Annotated in this window: 24 protein-coding genes and 1 riboswitch; of the genes, 14 read left to right on the top strand and 10 right to left on the bottom strand. The window is 70.5% G+C overall.

The window, feature by feature from the left end; all coding sequences use genetic code 11:
* The first annotated feature begins 1 nt into the window (after nucleotide 1).
* From OG782_RS05345 to OG782_RS05320, 6 genes are all read left to right on the top strand, one after another.
* Nucleotides 2-787 carry a DUF881 domain-containing protein gene (locus tag OG782_RS05345; RefSeq protein ID WP_406448238.1) on the top strand — a complete coding sequence of 262 codons (786 nt, stop codon included), beginning with the start codon at nucleotides 2-4 and terminating at the stop codon, nucleotides 785-787.
* A gap of 190 nt (nucleotides 788-977) precedes the next feature.
* Nucleotides 978-1766 carry an FHA domain-containing protein gene (locus OG782_RS05340; protein WP_406448237.1) on the top strand — a complete coding sequence of 263 codons (789 nt, stop codon included), beginning with the start codon at nucleotides 978-980 and terminating at the stop codon, nucleotides 1764-1766.
* A gap of 42 nt (nucleotides 1767-1808) precedes the next feature.
* Nucleotides 1809-2552, top strand: a complete 744-nt coding sequence (locus OG782_RS05335; RefSeq protein ID WP_406448236.1) for a MerR family transcriptional regulator — start codon at nucleotides 1809-1811, stop codon at nucleotides 2550-2552.
* Nucleotides 2553-2605: 53 nt separating this feature from the next.
* Nucleotides 2606-3082 carry a bifunctional nuclease family protein gene (locus tag OG782_RS05330; RefSeq protein ID WP_003946924.1) on the top strand — a complete coding sequence of 159 codons (477 nt, stop codon included), beginning with the start codon at nucleotides 2606-2608 and terminating at the stop codon, nucleotides 3080-3082.
* Nucleotides 3083-3249: 167 nt separating this feature from the next.
* The gene (locus tag OG782_RS05325; protein ID WP_406448235.1) at nucleotides 3250-3867 is read left to right on the top strand and encodes a MerR family transcriptional regulator; all 618 of its coding nucleotides are present in this window, start codon (nucleotides 3250-3252) and stop codon (nucleotides 3865-3867) included.
* An 89-nt stretch (nucleotides 3868-3956) separates the two neighbouring features.
* Nucleotides 3957-5417, top strand: coding sequence for a DNA polymerase IV (locus tag OG782_RS05320; RefSeq protein WP_406448234.1), 1461 nt, complete (start codon nucleotides 3957-3959; stop codon nucleotides 5415-5417).
* Here the strand turns inward: OG782_RS05320 and OG782_RS05315 are convergent.
* Entirely contained in the window at nucleotides 5342-5710 is a 369-nt protein-coding gene (locus OG782_RS05315) for a PRC-barrel domain-containing protein (RefSeq protein WP_406448233.1), read from the bottom strand. The two genes, OG782_RS05320 and OG782_RS05315, sit on opposite strands and share 76 nt — an antisense overlap.
* Before the next feature lie 114 nt (nucleotides 5711-5824).
* Nucleotides 5825-5921: riboswitch (glycine riboswitch) on the top strand.
* 191 nt (nucleotides 5922-6112) lie between these two features.
* Between OG782_RS05315 and gcvP the strand changes: the two genes are divergently transcribed.
* On the top strand, nucleotides 6113-8998 hold the full coding sequence (gene gcvP / locus OG782_RS05310) for an aminomethyl-transferring glycine dehydrogenase (RefSeq protein WP_406448232.1): 2886 nt from the start codon (nucleotides 6113-6115) through the stop codon (nucleotides 8996-8998).
* 81 nt (nucleotides 8999-9079) lie between these two features.
* Here gcvP and OG782_RS05305 read toward each other — a convergent pair whose 3' ends face one another.
* Complete coding sequence (locus tag OG782_RS05305) at nucleotides 9080-9286, bottom strand: DUF5999 family protein (RefSeq protein ID WP_406448231.1); 207 nt, start codon at nucleotides 9284-9286, stop codon at nucleotides 9080-9082.
* Nucleotides 9287-9613: 327 nt separating this feature from the next.
* Nucleotides 9614-10204, bottom strand: a complete 591-nt coding sequence (locus OG782_RS05300; RefSeq protein WP_406448230.1) for a hypothetical protein — start codon at nucleotides 10202-10204, stop codon at nucleotides 9614-9616.
* Nucleotides 10205-10684: 480 nt separating this feature from the next.
* On the opposite strand from OG782_RS05300, the gene OG782_RS05295 reads away from it, so the two are divergent.
* Nucleotides 10685-12190 carry a glutamate-cysteine ligase family protein gene (locus OG782_RS05295; protein WP_406448229.1) on the top strand — a complete coding sequence of 502 codons (1506 nt, stop codon included), beginning with the start codon at nucleotides 10685-10687 and terminating at the stop codon, nucleotides 12188-12190.
* Nucleotides 12191-12370: 180 nt separating this feature from the next.
* Here the strand turns inward: OG782_RS05295 and OG782_RS05290 are convergent, their stop codons facing one another.
* The gene (locus tag OG782_RS05290) at nucleotides 12371-14158 is read right to left on the bottom strand and encodes a substrate-binding and VWA domain-containing protein (RefSeq protein ID WP_406448228.1); all 1788 of its coding nucleotides are present in this window, start codon (nucleotides 14156-14158) and stop codon (nucleotides 12371-12373) included.
* 184 nt (nucleotides 14159-14342) lie between these two features.
* Between OG782_RS05290 and OG782_RS05285 the strand changes: the two genes are divergently transcribed.
* Entirely contained in the window at nucleotides 14343-15122 is a 780-nt protein-coding gene (locus tag OG782_RS05285) for a CPBP family intramembrane glutamic endopeptidase (RefSeq protein WP_406458866.1), read from the top strand.
* 64 nt (nucleotides 15123-15186) lie between these two features.
* Here the strand turns inward: OG782_RS05285 and OG782_RS05280 are convergent, their stop codons facing one another.
* Together OG782_RS05280 and OG782_RS05275 are read right to left on the bottom strand one after the other, a co-directional pair.
* Complete coding sequence (locus OG782_RS05280; RefSeq protein WP_406448227.1) at nucleotides 15187-16008, bottom strand: PhzF family phenazine biosynthesis protein; 822 nt, start codon at nucleotides 16006-16008, stop codon at nucleotides 15187-15189.
* A 382-nt stretch (nucleotides 16009-16390) separates the two neighbouring features.
* On the bottom strand, nucleotides 16391-16954 hold the full coding sequence (locus tag OG782_RS05275; RefSeq protein WP_406448226.1) for a DinB family protein: 564 nt from the start codon (nucleotides 16952-16954) through the stop codon (nucleotides 16391-16393).
* Nucleotides 16955-17163: 209 nt separating this feature from the next.
* Between OG782_RS05275 and OG782_RS05270 the strand changes: the two genes are divergently transcribed.
* Entirely contained in the window at nucleotides 17164-17787 is a 624-nt protein-coding gene (locus tag OG782_RS05270) for a PadR family transcriptional regulator (protein WP_406448225.1), read from the top strand.
* A 101-nt stretch (nucleotides 17788-17888) separates the two neighbouring features.
* Here OG782_RS05270 and OG782_RS05265 read toward each other — a convergent pair whose 3' ends face one another.
* Together OG782_RS05265 and OG782_RS05260 are read right to left on the bottom strand one after the other, a co-directional pair.
* Nucleotides 17889-18320, bottom strand: a complete 432-nt coding sequence (locus OG782_RS05265; RefSeq protein ID WP_406448224.1) for an SRPBCC family protein — start codon at nucleotides 18318-18320, stop codon at nucleotides 17889-17891.
* Nucleotides 18321-18381: 61 nt separating this feature from the next.
* On the bottom strand, nucleotides 18382-18594 hold the full coding sequence (locus OG782_RS05260) for a hypothetical protein (RefSeq protein WP_406448223.1): 213 nt from the start codon (nucleotides 18592-18594) through the stop codon (nucleotides 18382-18384).
* Between the two features lie 241 nt (nucleotides 18595-18835).
* Between OG782_RS05260 and OG782_RS05255 the strand changes: the two genes are divergently transcribed.
* From OG782_RS05255 to OG782_RS05245, 3 genes are all read left to right on the top strand, one after another.
* On the top strand, nucleotides 18836-19390 hold the full coding sequence (locus OG782_RS05255) for a Clp protease N-terminal domain-containing protein (RefSeq protein WP_406448222.1): 555 nt from the start codon (nucleotides 18836-18838) through the stop codon (nucleotides 19388-19390).
* 284 nt (nucleotides 19391-19674) lie between these two features.
* Nucleotides 19675-20679, top strand: a complete 1005-nt coding sequence (locus tag OG782_RS05250; protein ID WP_406448221.1) for an EamA family transporter — start codon at nucleotides 19675-19677, stop codon at nucleotides 20677-20679.
* Nucleotides 20680-20836: 157 nt separating this feature from the next.
* Nucleotides 20837-21793 (top strand): DMT family transporter, encoded by a 957-nt coding sequence (locus OG782_RS05245; protein ID WP_406448220.1) that lies wholly within the window; start codon nucleotides 20837-20839, stop codon nucleotides 21791-21793.
* A 51-nt stretch (nucleotides 21794-21844) separates the two neighbouring features.
* On the opposite strand, the gene OG782_RS05240 is transcribed toward OG782_RS05245, so the two are convergent.
* The gene (locus tag OG782_RS05240; protein WP_406448219.1) at nucleotides 21845-22540 is read right to left on the bottom strand and encodes a pyridoxamine 5'-phosphate oxidase family protein; all 696 of its coding nucleotides are present in this window, start codon (nucleotides 22538-22540) and stop codon (nucleotides 21845-21847) included.
* Nucleotides 22541-22575: 35 nt separating this feature from the next.
* Here OG782_RS05240 and OG782_RS05235 point away from each other — a divergent pair, with 35 nt between their 5' ends.
* Nucleotides 22576-23907 carry an aminotransferase class I/II-fold pyridoxal phosphate-dependent enzyme gene (locus OG782_RS05235; protein WP_406448218.1) on the top strand — a complete coding sequence of 444 codons (1332 nt, stop codon included), beginning with the start codon at nucleotides 22576-22578 and terminating at the stop codon, nucleotides 23905-23907.
* A gap of 64 nt (nucleotides 23908-23971) precedes the next feature.
* Here the strand turns inward: OG782_RS05235 and OG782_RS05230 are convergent, their stop codons facing one another.
* Nucleotides 23972-25090 carry a DMT family transporter gene (locus OG782_RS05230; protein WP_406448217.1) on the bottom strand — a complete coding sequence of 373 codons (1119 nt, stop codon included), beginning with the start codon at nucleotides 25088-25090 and terminating at the stop codon, nucleotides 23972-23974.
* Between the last annotated feature and the right edge of the window lie 10 nt (nucleotides 25091-25100).

Raw genomic sequence — 25100 nt, 5'->3', positions numbered from 1 at the left:
GATGAGCAACGACGCATTCGACGAACGCGAGCAGCCCGGCGAGCAGCCCGCGGATGCTCCCCAGGAACTCACCGGACGCCAACGGCTGATCGCTGCTGTCTGGCCGCCGCGGATCACCCGTGCCCAACTCATCGTCGCTGTCCTGCTGTTCGTCCTCGGCCTGGGGCTCGCCATCCAGGTGCGGTCCAACAGTGACAACAGTGCGCTGCGGGGCGCCCGTCAGGAGGACCTGGTCCGCATCCTCGACGAGGTCGACGACCGTACGCAGCGGCTGGTGGACGAGAAGCAGCGCCTGGAGGACCAGCGCACGGAGCTCGAGAACAGCTCCGACCAGGCCGAGGAGGCCCGGAAGCAGACGGTGGAGAAGGAGCGCCAACTCGGTATCCTGGCGGGCACCGTGGCGGCGCACGGACCGGGTATCACGATGACGGTCAACGATCCCGGTGACGCGGTGCAGCCGGACATGCTGCTCGACGCGTTGCAGGAGCTGCGGGCGGCCGGCGCCGAGGCGATCGAGGTCAACGGCGTGCGGGTGGTGGCCAATACGTACTTCTCCGGGGATGCCGGCGCGATCGAGGTGGACGACCGGAAGATCTCCGCCCCGTATGTCTTCCAGGTCATCGGCAAGCCGCAGGACCTGGAGCCGGCGCTGAACATCCCCGGTGGTGTGGTGCAGACGCTGGAGAAGGAGCAGGCCACCGTGCACGTGGTTCAGGCCGACGACATTGTGGTGGACGCCTTGCGACCGGCGGAGCGGCCTGACTACGCTCGGTCGTCGGCCCAGTGAACGCGGGACGCGTGGGCGTCGCGGGACTCGGGCAGAAGGTTGCGGGGGGTCGCCGCATCGTAATGGTGGTGCGTGGTGGAAACTGTCGAGTGGATACGGACGTTGTGAAGATGTCCGGGTCGGCAGGTGTGTTCATTCAGGGTTCGTCCTGCCCCACGGGCGGGTCTGTTTCGGTCAAGGGGAATCGCCCGTGAAGTTGTTTGGGAAGTTGTTCGGCAAGAGCGCACGCGATGAGGCTGCACGCCATCGCGCGCCGCGTCATGGCCAGGCCGATGAGCAGGGCTCGGAGCGCCCGCTCTTCCGCGATCAGGTGGCAGGTTCGGGGGGTGACAATTCGGGTGGTTCCGGCGCGTCGTCTGTTGACCCTGCCGGTCCCGGCCGCATAGGTTTCGGAGAACCGTCAACCTCAAGTACGGGTGGAGGGTTCGCCCCGAGGCAGGAGGCTTCGTCCATGCCGGTCTGTACGAGGTGCGGGCATCGCAACGCCGAAGCCAGCCGTTTCTGCTCCAACTGCGGTGCGCCGCTCAGGGGCGGGATTCCGGAGCGTGCGTCGGAGACGACGTCGACCATCTCCATCTCGGGCCTCGAGGCCTACGAGGCGGAGGCGACCGGCCAGACGTCCGTTCCTTCGCTCTCCCCGGAGGCTCAGGCCGCCGTGGACGCGCTGCCGCTCGGCTCGGCGCTCCTGGTGGTGCGGCGCGGTCCGAACTCCGGCAGCCGTTTCCTGCTGGACGGGGAGCTGACCACGGCCGGCCGCCACCCGCAGAGCGACATCTTCCTCGACGACGTGACGGTGTCGCGTCGCCACGTGGAGTTCCGCCGGAGCCCCGACGGCAGCTTCACGGTCGGGGATGTGGGCAGCCTCAACGGCACCTACGTCAATCGTGAGCGCATCGACTCCGTCGCCCTTTCCAATGGCGACGAAGTGCAGATCGGCAAGTACCGGCTGGTCTTCTACGCAAGCCAGCGCGGCATCTGACCCGCCCCCCGGCTCCGCCGGGGGGACTCCCAGGGAAGGTCCATGCTGAGAACACCGACGGGCGGTGCCGGACACGGCACCGCCACCGCCGACGACCGTCCGATGAGCATCGGCACGGTGCTCCTGCAGCTGCGGGACGAGTTCCCCGAAGTCACCATCTCCAAGATCCGCTTCCTGGAGGCCGAAGGGCTCGTCGAGCCGCAGCGGACACCTTCCGGATACCGGAAGTTCCGTCCCGACGACGTCGAGCGGCTTGCTCAGGTCCTGCGGATGCAGCGGGACCACTATCTTCCGCTGAAGGTCATCCGGGAGCACCTGGAGGCCCTCGCGCGGGGCGAGCAGGTCGCCCTGCCGTCCCAGGAGGGGGAGCGGGACCTGCCGGACGGCAGCTGGGCCGGCGGGCCCGGACGGGCCACGGTGGGCCGTATCGGCCGCGCCGAGCTCCTCGCCGCCGCAGAGGTGACCGAGAGTGACCTCGATGCCTGGGAGTCCTATGGCCTCGTGGCGCCGGCGGCCGAGGGCGGCTACGACGCCGAGACGGTCACCGTCGCCAGACTTGTGGCGGATCTGGGCCGATTCGGTTTGGAGCCACGTCATCTGCGTGCGATGCGGGCGGCCGCGGACCGCGAGGCCGGGCTGATCGAGCAAGTGGTCGCGCCCCTGCGCCGGCACCGGAATCCGCAGACCAGGGCACATGCCGAGGCCACCGCGAGAGAGCTCGCGGAGCTCTCCGTACGGCTGCATTCGGCCCTCGTGCACACCGCTCTGCAGATCCGTCTCCGCTGATGCGGATGGAGCCCGACTACCCAAACCTGCCGAGCACGTCCTAGGGTTGCTGTGTGAACGAGCTCGACGTTGTGGGTGTCCGGGTGGAAATGCCCTCCAACCAACCGATCGTGCTCCTGCGTGAAGTGGGAGGCGACCGGTACCTCCCCATTTGGATCGGTCCTGGTGAGGCGACTGCGATCGCCTTCGCTCAGCAGGGCATGGCTCCGGCCAGGCCGCTGACCCATGATCTCTTCAAGGATGTGCTCGAGGCCGTCGGCCAGGAGCTCACCGAGGTCCGTATCACGGACCTCCGCGAAGGGGTCTTCTACGCGGAGCTGGTCTTCGCCAGCGGGGTCGAGGTGAGCGCACGGCCTTCCGATGCCATAGCGCTCGCCCTGCGCACCGGAACGCCGATCTACGGCAGTGACGGGGTGCTCGACGACGCGGGAATCGCGATCCCCGACGAGCAGGAGGACGAGGTGGAGAAGTTCCGCGAGTTCCTCGACCAGATCTCGCCGGAGGACTTCGGTACGAACAACAGCCAGTGACGTTGTGAGGTGGCGCCGGCTGCGTATCCGAAAAGCCTTTCCCGGCCACGGGTCACGGGAAACCACCCTCAGGGTGATTATCACTCGGCGTGCCGAGTGTGGCGATCGTTGACGCACCCCGGGTGACTGCCTACCTTCGAGTGGGCAGGTCAAGGACGGAGGTCGGCGTGAGAAGCAGCGGCGACGGTACGGCAGCGGGTGGGCCGTATTCGCAGCAGGGGAGTACAGCCGGCCACACCATCAGGCAACCGGCTGCGCCGGCTGCGGTGGCGGGGGACGGCGTGGCATCGGCCAAGGACATCGGCTATCGCGGGCCGACGGCATGCGCGGCGGCGGGGATCACCTACCGGCAGCTCGACTACTGGGCCCGGACGGGCCTTGTCGAGCCGAGCGTACGTCCGGCCTACGGGTCGGGCACACAGCGGCTCTACAGCTTCCGGGACGTCGTCCTGCTGAAGATTGTGAAGCGCTTCCTGGACACGGGAGTGGCGCTCCAGAACATCCGCACCACGGTCCAGCATCTGCGGGCCCGCGGATTCCAGGATCTGGAACGCATGACGCTGATGAGCGACGGGGCAACGGTCTACGAGTGCTCCTCGCCCGCCGAGGTCGTCGACCTGCTCCAAGGGGGTCAGGGCGTCTTCGGTATCGCCGTCGGGGTGGTGTGGCGGGACGTGGACGCCGCACTCTCCCAGCTCCACGGGGAGCGCGTGGACACCGGAGAGACGCTCATCGGGAACAATCCGGCCGACGAGCTCGCCCGGCGACGCAACCGGGCCGGCTGACCCCGTGGGAACGAGGCCGCGCCCCGGGGCTCCGGAGCGCGGCCCTGCGGCACGGCGATTGTCAGTGCCATAGGGCAGCATCGATTGATGTGAGAGCCGCGCCCACCATCCTGCATCTGGACATGGATGCCTTCTACGCCTCTGCGGAGCAGGCGGCGAAGCCGAGTCTGCGCGGCAAGCCGGTCGTGGTGGGCGGGCTGGGGCCCCGGGGCGTCGTCGCCACCGCCTCGTACGAGGCCAGGCGTTTCGGGGTGCACTCGGCCATGCCCATGGCGCAGGCCAGGCGGCTGGCGCCGAACGCCGCCTATCTGGTGCCACGCTTCACGCTGTACCGGACCGTGAGCGACCAGGTGATGGAGCTGCTGGGCCGGCTCTCGCCGCTGGTGGAGCCGCTCAGCCTGGACGAGGCGTTCGTCGACCTGGAGGCGGGCGGGACCGCGGACGACACGGCCTCGGCCCTCGAGATCGGTGCGCAGCTACGGGGTGCGATCGAGGCGGTCACCGGGCTCAGCGGCTCCGTCGGACTCGCGGGCTCCAAGATGCTGGCCAAGATCGCCTCGGAGGAGGCGAAACCCGACGGGATCCTGCTGATCGAACCGGGCACCGAGCGTGAGCTGCTCGCCCCCATGCCGGTACGTACGCTGCCGGGCGTCGGGCCCGCCACCGCGGACCACCTCCGCCGCGCCGGCATGACCACGGTGAACGACCTGGCCGAAGCGGGTGAGGCGGAGCTCGTACGGCTGCTGGGCAAGGCGCACGGCGGCGCCCTGCACCGTATGGCGTTCGGCTACGACGACCGGCCCGTGGTCGCCGAGCGCGACGCCAAGTCGGTCTCCGTCGAGGACACCTTCGACACGGACCTGCACGACCGGGTCCGGGTCAGGACCGAGGTGGAGCGGCTGGCGGACCGGTGCGTCCAGCGGCTGAGGGGCGCGGAGCGGTCGGGGCGCACCGTCGTACTGAAAGTCCGCAGGTACGACTTCTCTACCCTCACCCGGTCCGAGACGCTGCGCGGGCCCACCGACGACCCCACGGTGGTCAGGGAGGCCGCTGCGCGGCTCCTGGAGTCCGTGGACACCACCGGGGGAGTGCGGCTCCTCGGCGTCGGCGTCACCGGGCTCGCCGACTACACCCAGGAGGATCTGTTCGCGCAGGCCGCCGGTGAACGGGCGGCGTCCGGGCTCACGGACGCGGCCCAGTCGGTCGCGGACGCCGATGCGGACGAGGCCGGGACGGCGGACGAGGGGCCGGAGCAGGAGAGTGCCGAGCAGTTGGCCGCCCGGCGCTGGCCGGCCGGGCACGACGTGCGGCACAGCGGCTTCGGCCATGGCTGGGTGCAGGGGAGCGGGGTCGGCCGGGTGACCGTGCGGTTCGAGGAGCCCGAATCGGCCCCCGGCCGGGTGCGTACGTTCCGTATCGACGATCCGGATCTGCAGCCGGCCGATCCGCTGCCGCTGGTGCGCAACCCCGTGGACTACTCGTCCTGGCCGGCGAGTCTGCCGAAGTCGCGGTCCGGGCCTGTCTCCCCGGGCGCCGAGTCCAGACCGTAGTGCCGGTAGAGCTGGAGCTCCTGCTCCGGCGAGAGATGGCGGCCCACCCCGAAGTCGGGCGCGTCCTTGATCAGCGCACGGTCGAAGGGGATGCGCAGCGCGTCCTCGACGAATTCGCTGGGCTCCAGCGGCACGAAGGCGTCGCGGCTGAACAGTCCGGTCCGTACGGCCGCCCACTCGGGCACACCGGTCGCGTCGTCGAGGTACACCTCGTCGACGGTGCCGATCTTGGTGCCCTTGCGGTCGAACGCCTTGCGGCCGATCAGACTGCGCGGATCGATGTCCGTCTGCACGGTCCCTCCCACTGGTCGCGGCTACTGCACAGGCACTACAGAAGTGCAGATCCGTGGCATCGGCCACTCGAGAAACTCTGCCGGGATCGCCGCTGGTAGGCTGGCCATGGCTGCTGACCCCGTGCGGGAGAGTCCTCCGGAGCAGATCCGGAGGCGCCGAAGGAGCAAATCCTCCCCGGAATCTCTCAGGCCCCCGTACCGCATGGACGAGGTCACTCTGGAAAGCAGGGCGGGTTTCGCGCGGCCATCGGCCGGGCGGACCTCTCCCTCACCGACGGTGAAAGCCGGTGCCCGCTGGGTGCCGGTGAAGCTCTCAGGTTGAGATGACAGAGGGGGAGGCCGTTCGGGCACCCCGCGCCGTGGTGCCCCTCGCAGGTCGTGACAGACCAGGAGGCCTCCATCATGACCCCCCGTCGCACTTCGCTCTCCCAGCTGGAACAGGGAATCCCGTTCGAGCAGCGTCACATCGGTCCTGACGCCGCGGCGCAGGAGAAGATGCTCGCCCAGGTCGGTTACGGCTCGCTCGACGAGCTCACCGCGGCCGCCGTGCCCGATGCGATCAGGAGCGCGGAGGCGCTGCAGCTGCCGTCGGCCCGCACCGAGGCCGAGGTACTGGCCGAGCTGCGGCTGCTCGCCGACCGCAACCAGGTCCTGGCCCCGATGATCGGGCTCGGCTACTACGGCACGTTCACCCCGCCGGTGATCCTGCGCAACGTGATGGAGAACCCCGCCTGGTACACGGCCTACACGCCGTACCAGCCGGAGATCTCCCAGGGCCGCCTCGAAGCCCTTCTGAACTTCCAGACGATGGTCGCCGAGCTGACCGGGCTGCCCACCTCCGGAGCCTCGCTCCTCGACGAGGGCACCGCCGCCGCCGAGGCCATGGCGCTCGCGCGGCGCGTCGGCAAGGTCAGGAACGGGGTCTTCCTCGTCGACGTGGACACCCTGCCGCAGACCGTCGCCGTCATAGAGACGCGTGCCGAGCCGACCGGGGTCGAGGTCGTCGTCGCCGACCTCAGCGAAGGCATCCCGGCCGGGATCGCCGAGCGCGGCGTCTTCGGCGTGCTGTTGCAGTACCCGGGCGCCTCCGGAGCCGTGCGGGACATCAAGCCCGTCATCGAGCAGGCCCACGAGCTCGGCGCCATCGTCACCGTGGCCGCCGATCTGCTGGCGCTCACCCTGCTCACCTCGCCCGGCGACCTGGGCGCGGACATCGCCGTAGGAACCACGCAGCGGTTCGGCGTGCCGATGGGCTTCGGCGGACCGCACGCGGGCTTCATGGCCGTGCGCGAGAAGTTCGCCCGCAGCCTGCCGGGCCGCCTGGTCGGCGTCTCCGTGGACGCGGACGGGAACAAGGCCTACCGGCTGGCCCTGCAGACCCGCGAGCAGCACATCCGCCGCGAGAAGGCCACGAGCAACATCTGTACCGCTCAGGTGCTGCTCGCGGTGATGGCCGGCATGTACGCCGTCTACCACGGCTCCGAGGGGCTGCGGACGATCGCGCAGCGCACCCACCGCTACGCCGCTATCCTCGCCGAGGGCCTGCGCGCCGCGGGGATCGACGTGGTGACCGGCGCCCACTTCGACACGCTCACCGTCCGCGTCCCGGGCAGGGCCGCCGAGGTCGTCGCCGACGCCCGCGCCCGTGGGGTGAACCTGCGGCTCGTCGACGCCGACCTCGTCTCGCTCGCCTGTGACGAGACCACCACCCGTACGCAGGTCGAGGCTGTCTGGGCGGCCTTCGGTGCCGGCGGCGACATCGAGGCGCTGGACGCCACGACCGTCGACGCGCTGCCCGAGGGGCTGCTGCGCACGGACTCGATCCTGACCCACCCGGTCTTCCGCCAGCACCGTTCCGAGACCGCGATGCTGCGCTACCTGCGCAGGCTCGCCGACCGCGACTACGCGCTGGACCGCGGCATGATCCCGCTCGGCTCCTGCACCATGAAGCTGAACGCGACCGCCGAGATGGAGTCGATCACCTGGCCCGAGTTCGGTGCGCTGCACCCGTTCGCACCGGCCGAGCAGGCCGAGGGCTTCCTGACGCTCATCCGTGAGCTGGAGGAGCGCCTTGCCGAGGTCACCGGCTACGACGCGGTCTCCATTCAGCCCAATGCCGGCTCGCAGGGCGAGTTCGCGGGGCTGCTGGCCGTTCGCGCGTACCACCGTGCCAATGGCGACGAGGGCCGGACCGTCTGCCTGATTCCGTCCTCCGCCCACGGAACCAACGCGGCGAGCGCCGTGATGGCCGGCATGAAGGTCGTCGTGGTGAAGACCGCCGACGACGGCGAGGTCGACGTCGAGGACCTGCGGGCCAAGATCGCACAGCACCGCGACGAGCTCGCCGTGCTGATGATCACCTACCCGTCGACGCACGGTGTCTTCGAGGAGCACGTCGCCGACATCTGCGCCGAGGTGCACGACGCCGGCGGTCAGGTGTACGTCGACGGGGCCAACCTCAACGCGCTGGTGGGCCTGGCCAAGCCGGGTCACTTCGGCGGCGATGTCTCGCACCTGAACCTGCACAAGACCTTCTGCATCCCGCACGGCGGCGGTGGCCCCGGTGTCGGTCCCGTCGGCGTGCGCGCCCATCTGGCGCCGTACCTGCCGAACCACCCGCTGCAGCCCGCAGCCGGTCCCAAGACCGGTGTCGGACCGATCTCGGCGGCCCCGTGGGGCTCGGCCGGCATCCTGCCGATCTCCTGGTCGTACGTACGCCTGATGGGTGGCGAGGGTCTGAAGCGTGCGACGCAGGTCGCCGTACTCGCCGCGAACTACGTCGCCAAGCGCCTGGAACCGCACTACCCGATCCTGTACAACGGCCCGGCCGGACTGGTCGCGCACGAGTGCATCGTGGACCTGCGGCCGATCTCCAGGGCGACCGGTGTCAGCATCGACGATGTGGCCAAGCGGCTCATCGACTACGGCTTCCACTCGCCGACCATGTCGTTCCCGGTCGCGGGGACGCTGATGATCGAGCCGACCGAGAGCGAGGACCTCGCCGAGCTGGACCGGTTCTGCGACACGATGATCGCCATTCGCGGCGAGATCGAGAAGGTCGCCTCCGGTGAGTGGAGCGCGGACGACAACCCGCTGAGCAACGCCCCGCACACCGCGGCCGCCCTGGGCGGCGACTGGGATCACGGCTACAGCCGTGAGGTGGCGGTCTTCCCGGCCGGGGTCTCGGCCGCCGACAAGTACTGGCCGCCGGTGCGCCGGATCGACGGTGCGTTCGGTGACCGTAACCTCGTCTGCTCCTGCCCGCCGCTGGACGAGTACGACAACTGAGGCCGAAGCAGGACGCGGACATGCGTCGGGGCCGGTGCGGAGACTTCTCCGGGCCGGCCCCTCTTCCGTACCGGGCCGCTGTCAGGCGGCCTTCATCACCCGCTTCGTCGCCGGCGGCCGGTGCGGGGCGATGATCTGCCCGTCCGGGAGCAGCTCACCGGTGTCCTCGAAGAGCAGGACGCCGTTGCACAGCAGGCTCCAGCCCTGTTCCGGATGGTGCGCCACCTGGCGGGCGGCTTCCCGGTCGGCTGAGTCGGCTGTCGGGCAGGGTGGCTGGTGCTGGCACATGGATGGGTTCTTTCGCTGCGTAGAGTTGAATGTCCTGCGGCTTGACGAGGTGTTCATGGCCGCCCCCGTATCGATCGGTCCGGTCCCAGTGTTGCCCTACGGGCGTCAATCCGCAGGGATTTCGCAGCAGCGCTTCTTCTCCTCCCATGACGCATCACCCGGCCGGACGGTTCAACGCAACTGCACTGTCCCTTCGGGTGGTTCGGGGTGGCCGGATAGGACTAGTCCGGATGGGGCGTGAGCGCTCGCGCGGGCTCCGGCGCACTGTGCCCCGCCACCGGAACCGGCGGCGGGGCACTGTGCGCGCAAGTGGGGGGCGGCCGGACTTCAGGCCGGGGAGCCGAGCAGGGGGCCGGGGCCGGGTGTGATGCGGGTGGCGATCACGGGGAGCAGGTCGGCGACCCGGTGCGGACGGTGTGCCGCGATACCCGGTGGGGCGGGAGCCAGCGGTACGAGCAGATCGGCCGGTGCGGGGGACCCGCCGGACGCGTCGGCCCCGGTGTCCCCGTGCAGCCACAGGGCCAGCATGTAGAGGTCGGGGATGGACAGCAGCCTCGGCTGGTAGTGCGAGCTCGTGGCTTCGGCCTGGCGCAGGGCCAGTTCGGTCGAGGCGATGTACGGGCCCTCGAAGAAGTGCGAGAACGTCCAGCCGTCCGGGGTGAGCATGGTGTCCGCCGCCGCGACCGCCCGCTCCGTGCTGCGGATCTGGAAGCGCCAGGCCGCGAGCCTGGTGGTGGGTGACAGCCCGCCCGGGACGAGGTCCAGCACATGGACGGGGAGCGGGTGTTCGGGGCTCAGAGGTCCCTGGGCGGACCGCAGGGCGGGCGTTCGGGCCTCGCGGACCGCGGTGGGTGAACCGAGCGCCGCGAGAACGCTTCGCAGAGCGGGCGCGGGAGCCGGGGGAACATGCAGCGGCATAGTGGGTCGCCTCTCACTTCGGAGACACGGTGGTGCGTGGGCGGGTGCAGACGGCGCTGTCGGCGTGCGGGGCCAGAGGAGGCCGGTGACTGGGCCGGTGCGTCAACTCTCTGCCTCGTCCGCGGAGTTTATACGACACGTGTTCACGCGGTGTTTCCACTAGCCGCCGCAGCTATTGCCGACAAGGCTGTATTCGGACTCAATTATGCGGAGATTACGCTGATTCGGTGCGAGCGGCGCAGCCACCGCCTCGGGTTTTTCCCGCGACGCGGTAGGCCGAAACCTGCCGGTGCTTTACCGGCGCCCGAACGGGGAAACTGCGCACTGTGTCATGCCGAGTGAATGTGCCCCCGGCCGCCGTCATCAGATTAGCGGGTGCATGCCGCCCGCGGAGCGTTATGGATCACGTTGTCTGGGCATTATCGATCGTGATGCGAGCGGCCTGGGCCGCGGGCTGCCCACTCGAGGAGGGACACTTCGATGGGGGAGAAGGTCGTGGCGGGCGCCTTTGACCTGTCCGATCGGACGAGGTACCGGCGGAAGCTGCACCAGTGCCTGGAGGGGCTGGGGAGGCTGCTGGCGGAGCGGAGGTTCGACCGGCCGCGCAACCTCATGGGCATGGAGATCGAGCTGAATCTGACGGGCTCCGACGGCATGCCGAAGATGCTGAATGGACAAGTTCTGGAGCGGATCGCCAGTCGCGATTTCCAGACGGAACTGGGGATGTTCAATCTGGAAGTCAACATAGTTCCCCATCATCTGGCAGGTCGTGTTCTCGATCAGTTGGCCGAGGAGCTGCGGACCGGACTCGGATATGCCGACCGGAAGGCCGGTGAGGTCGATGCCGGGATCATGATGATCGGAATACTTCCCACGCTCGGGCGTGACGACATGGTCCGGTCCAACCTCTCCGACGTGGACCGCTACATGCTGCTGAACGATCAAATGGTGGCGGCGCGCGGGGAGGATTTCTCACTGGATATCGAAGGTGTGGAGAGACTCGTCTGCACCTCGGGGTCGATCACGCCGGAGGCGGCCTGCACATCGGTTCAGCTGCATCTTCAGGTCACGCCGGAACGCTTTGCGGATGTGTGGAACGCCGCCCAGGCCGTCGCGGCGGTCCAGGTGGCGATCGGGGCCAACTCCCCCTTCCTGTTCGGCCGGGAGCTGTGGCGGGAGTCGAGGCCCCCGCTGTTCCAGCAGGCCACGGACACCAGGCCGCCCGAACTCCAGAACCAGGGGGTGCGGCCGCGGACCTGGTTCGGCGAGCGGTGGATCGGTTCGGCCTACGAGCTCTTCGACGAGAACGTCCGCTACTTCCCCCCGCTGCTGCCCATCTGCGACGAGGAGGAGCCGCTGCGCGTCCTCGCCGACGGCGGGGTGCCACGGCTCCAGGAGCTCGTCCTGCACAACGGCACGGTCTACCGGTGGAACCGGCCGGTGTACGGGCTGGCGGACGGCGTTCCGCACCTCCGGGTGGAGAACCGGGTGCTGCCCGCAGGGCCGACCGTCGCCGATGTGATCGCCAACACGGCGCTCTACTACGGACTCGTACGTTCCCTGGCCGAGGAATCACGTCCGGTCTGGACCCGGATGCCGTTCGCCGCCGCCGCGGAGAACTTCGAGACCGCCTGCCGCCGGGGCATCGACGCCGAGCTGCTCTGGCCCCGGCCCGGCCGCTCGGGCGGACTGGCCCGGGTACCCGCCGTGAAGCTCGTACGGGACGAACTGCTGCCGCTGGCCGCCTCGGGGCTCGACGCCTGGAACATCGAGCCGGCGGACCGCGACCACTACCTGGGGATCATCGAGGAGCGCTGCAGGCGGCGGACCAACGGTGCGTCCTGGCAGGCGGACACCTACCACCGGGCGCGGGAGGCAGGGCTGGAGCGGGGTGCGGCGCTCGCCGCCATGACCCGTCGCTACGGCGAACTGATGCAGGAGGGCGAACCGGTGCACAGCTGGCCGGTGGGCAACCCGGCACGATGACCGGGCGGGGCGGCCGGATGCGCCGCCTGCCGGCCGCCGGATGCGCAGCCAGTCGGTTGCGCACCGGCCGCCGGCCGCGTACCGCATGGCCGGGGGAGTGAGCGGCCCCGGGAGTACCTCCGCAGCGGTTCGGGGCGGCGGTCCTACTCCCCGGCTGCGCGGTTGCTCTGTGCGGCGGTCCTACTCCCCGGCTGCGCGGTTGCTCTGTGCGGCGGTCATGACCGCCTGGAGGATCACGGCCTGGATCTCGGCCGGGTCGTTGACCTGGTAGCCGCCCCCACCGGTCACCTCGGCTATCTCGTTCACCTCTTCGCGGTCCGCGTCGGGGCCGACCGCGATGGCGAGGAGCGGCACCGGTCGCGCCGGGTCGGCGATTGACTTGAGCTCCGCGATGAGGGCGGAGCGGGTGATGGAGCGCTCGTCCTGGTTCGAACCGTCGGTGAGGATCACGACGGCGTTGAACTTGCCCTTCACATACGTGCGCTGCGCCTCCTTGAACGCGGCCAGCGTGGTGTCGTACAGGCCGGTCGCGCCGTCCGGCACCGGCTGCAGAGCGGAGAAGGCCGCGGAGAGCTTCTCGCGGTGGGTGCCTCCTCCCTTCGCCGGGTCGCCGAGCCGGCTGGTGGGCACCAGCCGGCGGTAGTCCTTGTCCCCGTCGAGGGTGGTGGCGAATTCCCACAGGCCGATCTCGTCGTTCGGAGTGAACTGGTTGAGGGCCTGGATGAGGGACGCCTTGGTGACGTCCATCCGGGACTGGTTGCGGCCCGGCACGATGGTGGCCATCGACCCCGAGGCGTCGACGACCGTGGTGAGCCGCGCGCTCTGTACGGTGATCGTCCACATGCCGAGCATTTTCTGAAGCGTCTCGTCCGACGGCGCGGTGCCCGGTGAGGTGGCGTACGGCTGGGGCGACTTGCCGCCCGCCGATGCGACCAGTTCCTCGTCCGCCGTGCCTTCGGTGGTCCTGAAGCCGTGCTCCCGCAGGGTGCGCAGGGAGCTGTCCTCGGACAACAGCGTCATGAACCGCAACGCGGCCCGGCTCTCCCGCGTGCTCTGGTCCGCCTCGTCGACCAGCGTGAACGGGTAGTCGAGCAGAGGGGTGCCGTCCTTGGGATAGAAGAGGTCCAGCTTCCCGTCACCCGTCGCCTCGGCGTTGTGGCTGAACGCCGCCTGCTCGGAGAGCAGCACCGCCTGATTGCGTGCCGGGTCGCCCTTCCCGGCGCCCGAGCCGTCCCGGGCCAGCGTCTCGAGGACCTGGGTGTCGCCGTCCGACATCCGCTCGGCGAGCAGTTTCGCGGTGGCGGCGACCCTGGTGTCGCTGTCCCCGCCCTGTTTGTCGGAGGAGGCGCTGATGCTGGTGAGCGCCAGCAGCCCGGTGGCGCTGCGTGCGGGGTCCGCCGCGCCGAGCCGTACCTTGTCGGACTCCATGGCCGCGGCCGTCAACTCCGCCCAGGAGTAGTTCTTCCCCGGCCAGCCGAGGCTCCTGGCGGCGGCGGGCACCATGGCGAGCGTGACCGGGGAGGAGGCGATGGATTCGCCCGGACTGATCGGGACGGCGTCCCCGTTGCCCTTCGCCCGGCTCAGCCAGAGATCGGAGTCGGGGAGCCATATCTGGTAGTCCGGCCGGTGGGCGCCGTTCGCCAGCTCATCGGCGACCTTGTACGAGTCACGGGACACCACGTTCACGTCGACACACCGGCCGTCGGATCTCAGATCGTCCTTGCGTGCCTTGTCGGCGACGGCACGCACGGCGGGGGCGATGTCGGGGGAGGTCATCATGGACAGGTGTACGGCGGTCTCCTCGCAGGATTTCGAGAACGACAGCAGGCCGCCCTGTGCCGCGACCACGGTTCCGCCCGCCACGGCGAGAACGAGCATGGTGGCGATGGCGACGGTGCGACGGCGGCGCGGAGGGCGGCCCCCGCTTCCGTCCGGGGCGTAGTCGTCGGGCAAGCTGTGACGTCCCATGTCGGTGGTGCCCCTCCTTGAGGATGAACAAGGAAAAGGGGGACCACACCATCGGCAATGGTGCTCGTCCCCCGGCCTGTCGCGCATGATCTTCGTACCTGCATTCGAGACCTTAGCCGGACGGGGAGCGGCATGGGACGTGAATGCACAACTGAAGGCAGGTGTACAGGTGGAGGCGGGGCGCGTGGCTGATACTTATCCCCAGGAGGCCGTGTCACGACGGATCTTGCGGTCCGAAACGATGCTGGTGCTGGCTCTCTCGCTGGGGGCGAGCGGGCTGTCTGCCCTGATCAGTTTTGTCGGGTCACTGACGAAACCGGGGGGATTGAAGGATCAGGCGGCGACTCTCAACAGTTCGTACGCGCCGGGACGTCCCTGGCTGGATCTCGCCTGGCAGCTCTTCGGAATCGCGACGGCCCTGGTACCTGTCGCCCTCGTGGCGCATCTGCTGATGAGGGAGGGCACGGGGTTGCGGGCCATCGGTTTCGACCGGACCAGGCCGTGGCCGGACCTGGGGCGCGGAACGTTGGTGGCGGCGGGCATCGGCAGTGCCGGACTGGCGTTCTATCTGGTCGCCCGGGCCGCCGGCTTCAACCTGACGGTCGTGCCCGAGTCGCTGCCCGATGTGTGGTGGAAGTTCCCCGTGCTCATCCTGTCGGCGATCCAGAACTCCGTGGTGGAGGAGGTGATCGTCGTCGGATATCTGCTGCGGCGGCTGGGGCAGTTGGGGTGGACGCCGATGGCCGCCCTGGTGGCCAGTTCGGTATTGCGCGGCTCGTACCACCTGTACCAGGGCATCGGCGGCTTCATCGGCAACATGGTGATGGGGGTCGTCTTCGTGCTGCTCTACCGGCGCTGGCAGCGGGTGGGTCCGCTCGTCGCCGCGCACGCCCTGCTCGACATCGGGGCGTTCGTCGGTTACGCGCTGCTGGCCGGGAAAGTGGGCTGGCTGCCCACCCCGTGACCGGGCGCGGGGCCGGGGTGTCCGGAGGGGTGTGCGGAGTGGTCCGTGCACCCCTTCCGGCGTTTCACAGCGTGACAAGCAGTTCGCCGTCCATGACCGTGACCGCGTGCCCCGTCAGCAGAGTGCGGTCGCCGCGCAGCGAGGTGCGGACCAGTCCGGAGCGGGCGGACGCCTGCAGACCGGTCAGCTCGTCGCGGCCGAACCGCGCCGACCAGAACGGTGCCAGGGCGGTGTGGGAACTGCCCGTCACCGGGTCCTCGTCGATGCCCACCGAGGGGAAGAAGCCGCGGGAGACGAAGTCGTAGCCGCAGCCGGGAGCGGCGGCCGCGGCCGTGGCGATGACGCCGCGCCGGGAATGGGCGGCCAGCGCCGCGAAGTCCGGGGCGAGCCCGCGTACGGCTGCTTCATCGGCCAGTTCCACGAGCAGGTCGCCCACCTGCGGGCCGGTGTCGTGAACGGAGACGGGCTCTGCGCCCAGGGCTTGGGCCAGCCCGGCGGGAGGGGTCTCGGGGGTCAGCGGTGCGGTCGGGAAGTCGAGCGTGATCGAGCCGTCCGGGTGCGTGGCCGACGTGAGGATCCCGCACCGGGCGGAAAATCGAACGGTGCCGCTCGCGGCCGATGTGGTGTGCAGGACGTGGGCGGTCGCGAGGGTGGCGTGGCCGCACATGTCGACCTCGGTGGCCGGGGTGAACCAGCGCAGCGCCCAGTCGGCGATGCCGCCGGGTGGCAGAGGGTGGGCGAACGCGGTCTCGGACAGGTTCAGTTCGGTGGCGATCTGCTGGAGCCGGATGTCCTCGGGGAACCCCCCGGGGCCGAACAGCAGGACCCCTGCGGGATTGCCGGTGAAGGGGCGGTCGGTGAACGCGTCGACAGTACGGATCCTCATGCCCCGACCGTAGACGCGTAGCGAACCCACGGGCCAAGGCCAATCCGGGACCGGCGGCACGGAATGTGAGTCGCGGCCGATCCGGTCCCTGGCGGGGGAACGGAGGCCCCGGGGCGGGATACGCCCGGCTCGGGAGCAGTGCGGCCTGCTCGGCGCCGCCGGGCCGGCCGCTGTTGTCGGGCGGGTGCCGGAGCACGGTCGAGCGCCGCCCGGCCGACGGGTCCCCATGTCGGCTTGCCGCCGGGCAGGCCCCACTCCCAGGACCGGCCGATGAGGAGGAGAACAAGGCAGCCCAGGGCAGCCGGCCCTCGTGCGCAGGCGGATCCCGTCGCCCCGTCCGCCTGCGCACACGCGTCGAAGAACGATCGCCGGCCACCGAATCTCATATTCGGTGCGATACGGCTCCGTCCTGACGGCGGTAGAGGTCGCGCAGCAGGGAAATCTCGGCGCCGTGATGGATCAGCTCCCTGTTGACGTGCAGGACCCTGTTCTCCATGGGAAACCGCTCGGGACCCACCGTGGGCGGATTGTCCAGGTCGGCGTCCGAGAGTTCGCGGACCCCCGCGTTCCATCTCCCATACATCTCATCGAGCTGTTCCAGCGCCTCGTCAGCGGTCCCCGCGTAGGCGAATGTCCGGGAGTCGACGTCCTGGCCGCCGAAGTACCATCCGACCCGATAGCCCAGGCACGAGACGATGATGTGCGCCAGCCGCCAGGCAATCGTGGTCACCGGCGCCGGCACCGGGGCAGGGGACGCGGAATCCATCGTCCACTTCCCCGAACCTGCCGCCATCGATGCGGCCGATGTGCCACGTGGGCGGATGCTCCAGCAGCCGCGCGCCGGCTCCCAGAAGTACTCCTCGTCGGTAAGACCGTCCAGCCGTGGCCGCAGGTTCTTGCGCCAGTGCCAGTCCAACTGCTCCGCGAGCCGCTCGCTTCTCGTCATCGCCGCACACTACAGACCCGTCGAGCCGAGTCATCGTCGCCGTCTGCGGTCGTCTTCCGCTGTCACAAGCCCGCAGGCGGTCATCCCGCTGACACAGGTCAACGGCAGTCCGGCCAGGGGGTTTGTCAAGCGACCGGTTCCGATATATCGTTGACGCATCGCGACAGTTCAGCGATAGAAGTCGAAACTATGCAACAAGGAGTGCAGTCATGCGTTCACATGGACACGAACACGGACACGGACATGGGCACGGCCCCTGCGGGCCCGGGGAGCGGGGGCGGGGTGACTTCGAGGGCCGCCGGGCGTTCGGGCAGTTCGGTCCGCCCTTCGGTGGCGGTCCCTTCGGGGGTGGCCCCTTCGGCGGCGGACGCGGCCGGGGCGGCGGCCGGGGGAGGGCGCGGCGCGGTGACGTGCGTGCGTCGATCCTGGCGTTGCTGAAGGACCGGTCGATGCACGGCTACGAGATGATCCAGGAGATCGGCGAGCGCAGCGGAGGGGCCTGGCGGCCCAGCCCGGGCTCGGTGTATCCGACCCTTCAGCTGCTGGAGGATGAGGGTCTGATCGCCAGCGCGAGCGAGGGTGGCAAGAAGTTGTTCACGCTCACCGACGCCGGCCGCACCGAGGCGGAGTCGGGGCCCGACGCGCCTTGGGAGGAAGCGGGGCGCGGCGTCGACTGGGAGGGCGTGAACGAGATCCGGCAGGCCGGGTTCGGCCTCATGGAGGCGTTCGGCCAGGTCTGGAAGACCGGCTCCGCCGATCAGCGCGAGAAGGCGCTCACGGTCATCAACGACGCCCGAAAGAAGCTCTATCTCATTCTCGCCGACGAGCACTGAGCCGGACGGTGCGATCGCTGAGGACAGGTGCATCGAGGGGCCCCGCGGCCTGCTGCGGGGCCCCTTCGCGTGCCGGCCGGTCGCAGGGTCGCTGCCGGGTGTCAGGCGACGATCAGGCCGTCCAGTTTGCGCAGTGACTCGATCAGCGCGGCCGTGGCCGAGTCCTTGAGCTTGCCGGCCATCAGGGATACCGCGGCGCCGGTGAATTCGCCGTCGATGCGGATCGTGGTGGCGTCCCCGTCCGGCGTCAGCGCGTAGCTCATCTTCAGATTGACGCCCATCGGGCCCTTCCCCGTGGTCGTCAGCAGGCGGCCGTCCTCCAGCTCCGACACCGTCCAGGTCACTTCGGCGGGGAAGCCCATGAGCTTCATGTTCTCCTCGTAGGTGCCCGCGAGTTCGAGCGTGGCCGGGCCGCCCTTGGGGAAGCTGGTGTGGGTGGCGTTCCACTCCCCGTACGTACTGAAGTCGGTCAGCTGGGCCCAGACCTTCTCGGCCGGTGCCTCGATGCGCGCCTCTGCACTGACTTCGGCCATACGACCACCCCTTCTCGACGGGTTACGGTGTCGCGGAACGTAGCCGCAGTGGCGAGAACATTCAATACTGATGAAGTGTCAGATCTGCGGGTTCTGTTCCCGCCCGCCAGATCCGCGCCTCGTCGAAGCGGTCGCAGGCGCGTGGGTGCGGTCCGTCGTCATGGCAGTGGAACGCCGCCCAGAAGAGATCCGCGAGCAGGGCGTCGTGGGGTGCGTGGACCCGGTAGACGTAGTCGCGCCCGTCGAGTGCGGGCAGGGCGACGAGCCAGCTCATCTCCGGCCCCTCCCTCCGCCGCAATAGTGCTCCGGCGTGTGGGACGTGTACGGGGAGGCTTCCGGTTGCCCCGGGAGCGTGAGGCAAGGCGGCGCGCGCTGTTTTCCGGGATCGGATCCCGGCACGGCGCGATCTCATCCGTAAGGAGGAGGGAACGCTCTCCAGTGCCCAACTCGGGTGGGATGCATCAATGGGCCTCTCCGGGGACGTTTCGGCCAGGGCGGACTGATGAGGTGGGGGTGTGCAGAACCGGACGCCGCGGATTCCTCAGCAGCCCGCACCGAACCACCGTGCCGAGACCGACGCCATGCTCACTGCGGAGCTGGCCGCCGTGGTGACAGGTGCGCGCCGGCGTGCGCTCCGTGACGGCGACCGTCAGATCGACACGGCTCATCTGCTGCACTCCCTGATCGAGTCGGACCGGGAGGTCCGCACCGCCTTCGGCGGCGGACCGCAGCCGGCCAGGGTGCTCGGCTACCTCGTCCAGCGCAGCATCGGCTATGGGCTCCGCTGGCAGGGCTCCGTCGAGAACTCGGGTACGGGTGCGGTGGTGAAGGGCGCGCCCGACGCCGAGGCCGTGGTCGAGGCCGAGGGCTGGTCGCCCGCCGCGGCGTCCGCGATGGCCGGCGCGCACCGGCGTGCGCGGCTCCGCGGGCAGGACCGGGCCGGCGGACTCGACCTGCTTGCCGCGCTGGCCGCGGACCCGGAGTGCCGGGCCGTCGAGGTGCTGGAGCGGGCGGGTGTCGACGCGGCGCTGCTCGCGGACCGGATCGTCGAGGCCTCCGGGCGGGAGTGACCGCCGGTCCCGCCGGGGGCGGCTGTCGGTCCCGGCCGGAGTGATGGCCTGTCGTGGCCGGGGGCGACTGTCGGTCCCGGGCGGAGTCATGGCCTGTCGTGGCCGGGAAAGGCCGCAATGTCCATCAGGATGGACGGCAGCACCCGGCCGGGCGTGCAGCGCGGTCGACGACGGTGGGCGCAGCGCCGCCCTCGGAATGTCAGGGGCGTCGATGACATCGGAGTGTTACTCAAGTCAGGTGTCATGAGGATGACGCTCCTGACGGCAGCTGTCATGATGTGCCGATGCACGCGTCTCAGGGGAGAAGCGCCGGCCTGGGACTCGCCCTCGCCTCGGCCTTCGCATTCGGCGGTTCAGGAGTGGCGGCCAAGCCGCTGATCGAGGCCGGGCTCGACCCGCTCCACGTGGTGTGGCTGCGGGTGGCGGGTGCCGCACTCGTCATGCTGCCCGTGGCCTGGCGCCACCGCGCCCTGGTGCGCAGCCGGCCCGTGCTGCTGCTGGGATTCGGCCTGCTCGCCGTCGCGGGGGTGCAGGCCTGCTACTTCGCGGCGATCTCCCGCATCCCGGTCGGTGTCGCGCTGCTGGTCGAGTATCTCGCCCCGGCGCTCGTCCTCGGCTGGGTGCGCTTCGTTCAGCGCCGGCCCGTGACCCGGGCGGCCGCCGTCGGTGTGGTGCTGGCGGTGGGCGGCCTGGCCTGTGTGGTCGAGGTGTGGTCCGGACTGAGCTTCGACGTCATCGGACTGCTGCTCGCACTCGGCGCCGCCTGCTGCCAGGTCGGCTACTTCGTCCTCTCCGATCAGGGAAGCGGCGAGGCGGCGGGAGGAGCCGAACCTCCCCATCCGGTCGGGGTCATCGCGTACGGGCTGCTGATCGGGGCCGCGGTTCTCACCGTGGTGGCCCGTCCGTGGGGCATGGACTGGTCCCTCCTCGGCGGAAGCGCGGGCATGAACGGCACGGAAGTGCCCGCCTGGGTGCTGCTCGCCTGGATCGTGCTGCTCGCCACCGTCATCGCCTACGTCACCGGCGTGATCTCGGTGCGGCTGCTGTCCCCGGCGGTCGCCGGTGTCGTCGCCTGCCTGGAAGCGGTCATCGCGACCGTGCTCGCCTGGGTCCTGCTCGGGGAGCATCTGGCCGCGCCCCAGCTCATCGGCGGTTCACTGGTGCTGATCGGCGCCTTCATCGCGCAGTCGTCGACGCCGAAAGCGCCCTCCGGGCCCGTCGCCTCGGGGCCGGGTGGTGACCTTGCGGGGACCACGGGGGAGTTGTCCGCCGGGCGCGCCGCCACATAGGGTGACGATCATGCATTTGACCGTACTTCCGCCCCCTGCCGACTAGCGCGGGCGGCCACATCTGACGAAGACCGGGCTCGGGCAGTCCCCGAGCGGTTCGTCGCTGCCCGCGTGCGGAGCCGAGCGACCACCTTCCCGTCTTCCTTGGAGAAGTCACGTGTCGAATCCTGCTTCCGGCCTGTCCGTCGGGCGGAGCCTGTGCTATCTGATCATTGCCGGAGTGGCCTGGGGTACGGCCGGAGCCGCCGCCTCATTGATCTTCGGGGCCAGCGATCTCGGCCCCCTCGCGCTGTCGTTCTGGCGCTGCGCCGGCGGTCTTGTCCTTCTGCTCGCGGCCGTGGTGCTGCGGCCCCGGCGCGCGGCGACCCGTGTCGAGCCGCGGCGCCGACGGCTGGTGCGCATCGTCGGCACCGGTGTGGGGCTCGCCGTCTTCCAGACCGCGTACTTCGCCGCTGTCCAGGCGACCGGCCTTGCGGTCGGGACGGTGGTCACACTCGGGGCGGGGCCCGTCCTCATCGCCCTCGGTGCCCGGCTGACGCTGGGGGAGCGGCTGGGGTTCGCGGGGCTCGCCGCCGTTGTCGGGGCGCTGGCCGGGCTGGCCGTACTGGTGCTCGGGGGCGAATCGGGAACGGTGCGGCCCGCCGGGATCGCGCTGGCTCTGCTCTCCGCGGCGGGCTACGCCGCGATCACCCTGCTGACCCGCCGGCTCGGCCGGGACGGCGGCGGCGCGGATCCGATCACGACCACCGCCTGGGCCTTCGGTATCGCCGCGGTCCTGCTGCTGCCGATGGCTGCCCGTGAGGGGCTTGCCCCGCAGACCGCGCAGACGGCTCAGGTGCTGGTGCTGCTCGTGTACGTCGCGGCTGTCCCGACCGCGCTCGCCTACGCGCTCTATTTCGCGGGTGCCGCGGTGGTGCGGGCCGCCACGGTGTCGGTGGTCATGCTGCTCGAACCGGTGAGCGCGGCGGTCATCGCCGTCGTGGTGCTCCATGAGCGGCTTTCGGCGGCCACGGTCGCCGGGGCGCTGCTGCTGCTCGTCGCAGTGGTCGGGCAGGCCGTCGCCGAGACCCGCGGCGCCGCCGACGCCCGACGTGAGGCGGTCGTTCCCGTCTGACCGGAACGGGGTGGTGCGGTGATCCGCCGCACCACCCCGCCCCGGGATGGTTCAGAGGATGCGCAGATACTCCGGAACGGGGATCGACGGGTCGAGGTCGTCGGCGGGGACCGGTGCGGCGTAACCGGGTGCGAGGGGGACGACGCCGGCCCAGTGGGGCAGCGTGAGGTCCCGTTCGTCGTCGTTCGGGCCTCCGGTGCGGATCTTGGCGGAGACCTCGCGCAGGTCGAGCCGGATCACGGCCGTGGCCGCCAGCTCCTTCTCGTCGGCGGGCCGGGAGTCGGCGGACCGCCCCGGCACGACCTGCTCCACGATCGCGTCGAGGGCGGTGCGCCGCTCCTCGGGATCGGTCACGGTGTACGCCGTGCCGTGGACGACCACGGACCGGTAGTTGAGGGAGTGGTGGAAGGCGGACCGGGCCAGCACCAGGCCGTCGACATGGGTCACCGTCAGGCATACGGCCAGGCCGTCGTCGCTGCCGCCGGCCGCCCGCAGCGGACGGGAGCCGGTCGATCCGTGTACGTAGAGCCGTTCGCCGACCCGGCCGAAGAGCGTGGGGAGCACGACGGGCGCCCCGTCGCGCACGAAGCCGAGGTGGCAGAGGTATGCCTCGTCGAGTATCGAGTGGATCAGGGCGCGGTCGTAGGCGGCCCGTTCGCGGGACCGGGTCGGTACCGTCCGCCCGGTCGGTGCGTAGGCGGCTGAGGCGTCCGGGGCCGTGGTCTGCTGCGGTTCGGTCTCCGGCATTGCGAACTCCATTGCACTAGTGCATACTCATGTTTGTGCTAGGAGAGTATCGGATCAGTGGGCGGCGTGCATCCGAAATTGCCGCCAGCGTGGAGCAGGCCGTCGGCTCGGGGGAGCTGGCGCCGGGTCAAGTGCTGCCGCCGATGCGGGAGTTGGCGAGCCGGCTGGAGGTGAACCCCAACACGGTGGCCGCCGCGTACCGCACGCTGCGGGAGCGCGGGGTGATCGAGACGGCGGGGCGCAGAGGCAGTCGCGTCCGGCCGCGTCCGGCGAGCACCGCGCGCGGATCGGTGCGGGTCGAGGCGCCGCCGGGCGTACGGGACCTGGGTGAGGGCAATCCCGATCCGGCGCTGCTGCCCGCCCTGGGCGAGGCGTTCGCCGCGGTCGCCGAGGCGTACGCGCGGGCGCCCGGGATGTATGCGCAGCCGCCGGTGGACCCGGAGTTCGCGGCGCTGGTGCGCGCCGGGTTCGATGCCGACGGCGTTCCGGCTGGGCCGGTGATCGCCACCTCGGGATCGCTGGACGCGATCGAACGGGTACTGGTCGCCCATCTCAGGCCGGGCGACGCGGTCGCGGTGGAGGACCCCGGCTGGGGCGGGCTGCTGGACCTCGTTCCGGCCCTGGGCATGCGCCCCGTCCCCGTCGCGCTCGATGACGACGGCCCCCTGCCGGACGCGCTCGACGCGGCGCTCAGGGAGGGCGCGCGCGCGGTCGTCATCACCGACCGGGCACAGAACCCGACCGGAGCCGCGATCGGTGCCGCGCGCGCGGTCGAACTGCGGGCGGTCCTCGCCGGGTACCGGGGGGTGCTGCTGATCGAGGACGACCACGGGCACGCCATTGTCGACCTGCCGCTGCACCCGCTGGCCGGTGCCACGGACCGCTGGGCGTTCGTCCGGTCGGTGGCCAAGGCGTACGGGCCGGATCTGCGGGTCGCCGTACTGACGGGCGACGCCGTCACGGCCGACCGGGTGTCCGGGCGGCAGCGGCTGGGGCCCGGCTGGGTCAGCCGGCTGCTGCAGGGGGTGATGGTGCACCTGTGGACCTCGGACGCCGTGGACTCGCGCGAGGTCGCCCGGGCGTACGCACGCCGCAGGGACGCTCTCGTGCAGGCGCTGGAGGTCCGGGGTGTCGAGGCGCACGGGCGCAGCGGGATGAATGTGTGGGTGCCGGTCAGCGATGAGACGGGTGCGGTGGCGCGGCTGCTGCACGCGGGCTGGGCGGTGGCGCCCGGTGCCCGGTTCCGGATGACCGCACCCCAGGGGATACGGATCACGGTGTCGCCGCTCACCGACGCAGACATCGGGCCGCTGGCGGACGCGGTGGCGGCAGCGGCGGCACCGGCGAACCCGCTGAACTACGGGTGAGCCGGGGCCCTTCGTCCGGATCGGGCCGGGCCCGGCGAGCCCGGCACGATTCGAGACGGGAGGACTACGGCAGCCCCCTGCGCCGCGTCCCGGCAGCGGGTTCCGGTGGGACGGCCGCGGCGGCTGCCCCGGCTGCCCCGGCCGCGCGGGGCCTGCTCTGGGTCAGTGCGGCACCCGCCAGGACCACGAGGGCGCCGACCGGGGTGTTCCAGCTCAGCTGTTCGCCCAGCACGGCGACTCCGGCGGCGGTGGCGATCACGGGAATGAAGTAGGTGACCATCTGAGCGGTCGTCGGACCGACCTCATTGACCAGCCCGTACTGGAGGAGCACGGCGAGTCCCGTACCGAGGGCCCCCAGGGCGACCACGGCCAGGGTGGGCCACAGCGGGAACGTGTCCGGGGCCGAGGTGAACAGCGGGGTCACCAGGGCGAGCTGCACCGTACCGAGGAAGAGCTGACTGCCGGTGAGGGCGAGGGCGGACGAACCGCTGCCCGCCAGTGTCCGGCGGACGTAGATCCAGCCGACGGGATAGCTGAGGGAGGCCAGGAGCGCCATCGCCGTACCGCTGAAGTCCAGGCCGGAGAATCCCTGCCAGGCCCCCAGCACGGTCAGCACACCGAGGAAGCCGAGCCCGAGACCGGCGACCCGGCGGCGGGTCGGCCGGTCCTCGGAGAGGGCGACGAGCGACAGGGCCATTCCCCACAGGGGCGAGGTCGCGTTGCAGATGCCGGCCAGCGTCGACGGGATGGTGAGTTCGGCGTACGCGAAGAGCGAGAACGGCAGGGCGTTGAGGAGGAACGCGGCGACGGCCAGATGACCCCAGGTGCGGGCGGTGCGCGGCAGCCGCTCCCGCTTCACCACCATGGCCAGGGCGAGGACCGCCGTCCCCGAAAGCAGCCGGCCGAGCGTGACCTGGAACGGGGCGTAGCCATGGGTCCCGACCTTGATCAGGAGGAAGCTGAAGCCCCAGATGAGCGAGAGCGCCGCGAAGCGCAGCCGCCAGTCCAGTGCCGGAGGGCGGACCGGGCCGGGGACGGGGGTGGCCGGTGGCGCAGTGGCCGATGCCGTGATCGCCGGTGACGTGACGGGCGATGCCGTGGCAGTCGGTGACGTGACGGTCGATGCCGTGCTCGCCGATGATGTAGCGGTCGGTTGCGGGATCGGTGCCGGCGGTGCGCTCATGCGGTCCACC

The organism is Streptomyces sp. NBC_00876 (assembly GCF_045207435.1).
In the GTDB taxonomy this organism is placed as follows: Bacteria; Actinomycetota; Actinomycetes; order Streptomycetales; family Streptomycetaceae; genus Streptomyces.
This window is presented reverse-complemented; position numbering and strand designations above follow the sequence as displayed.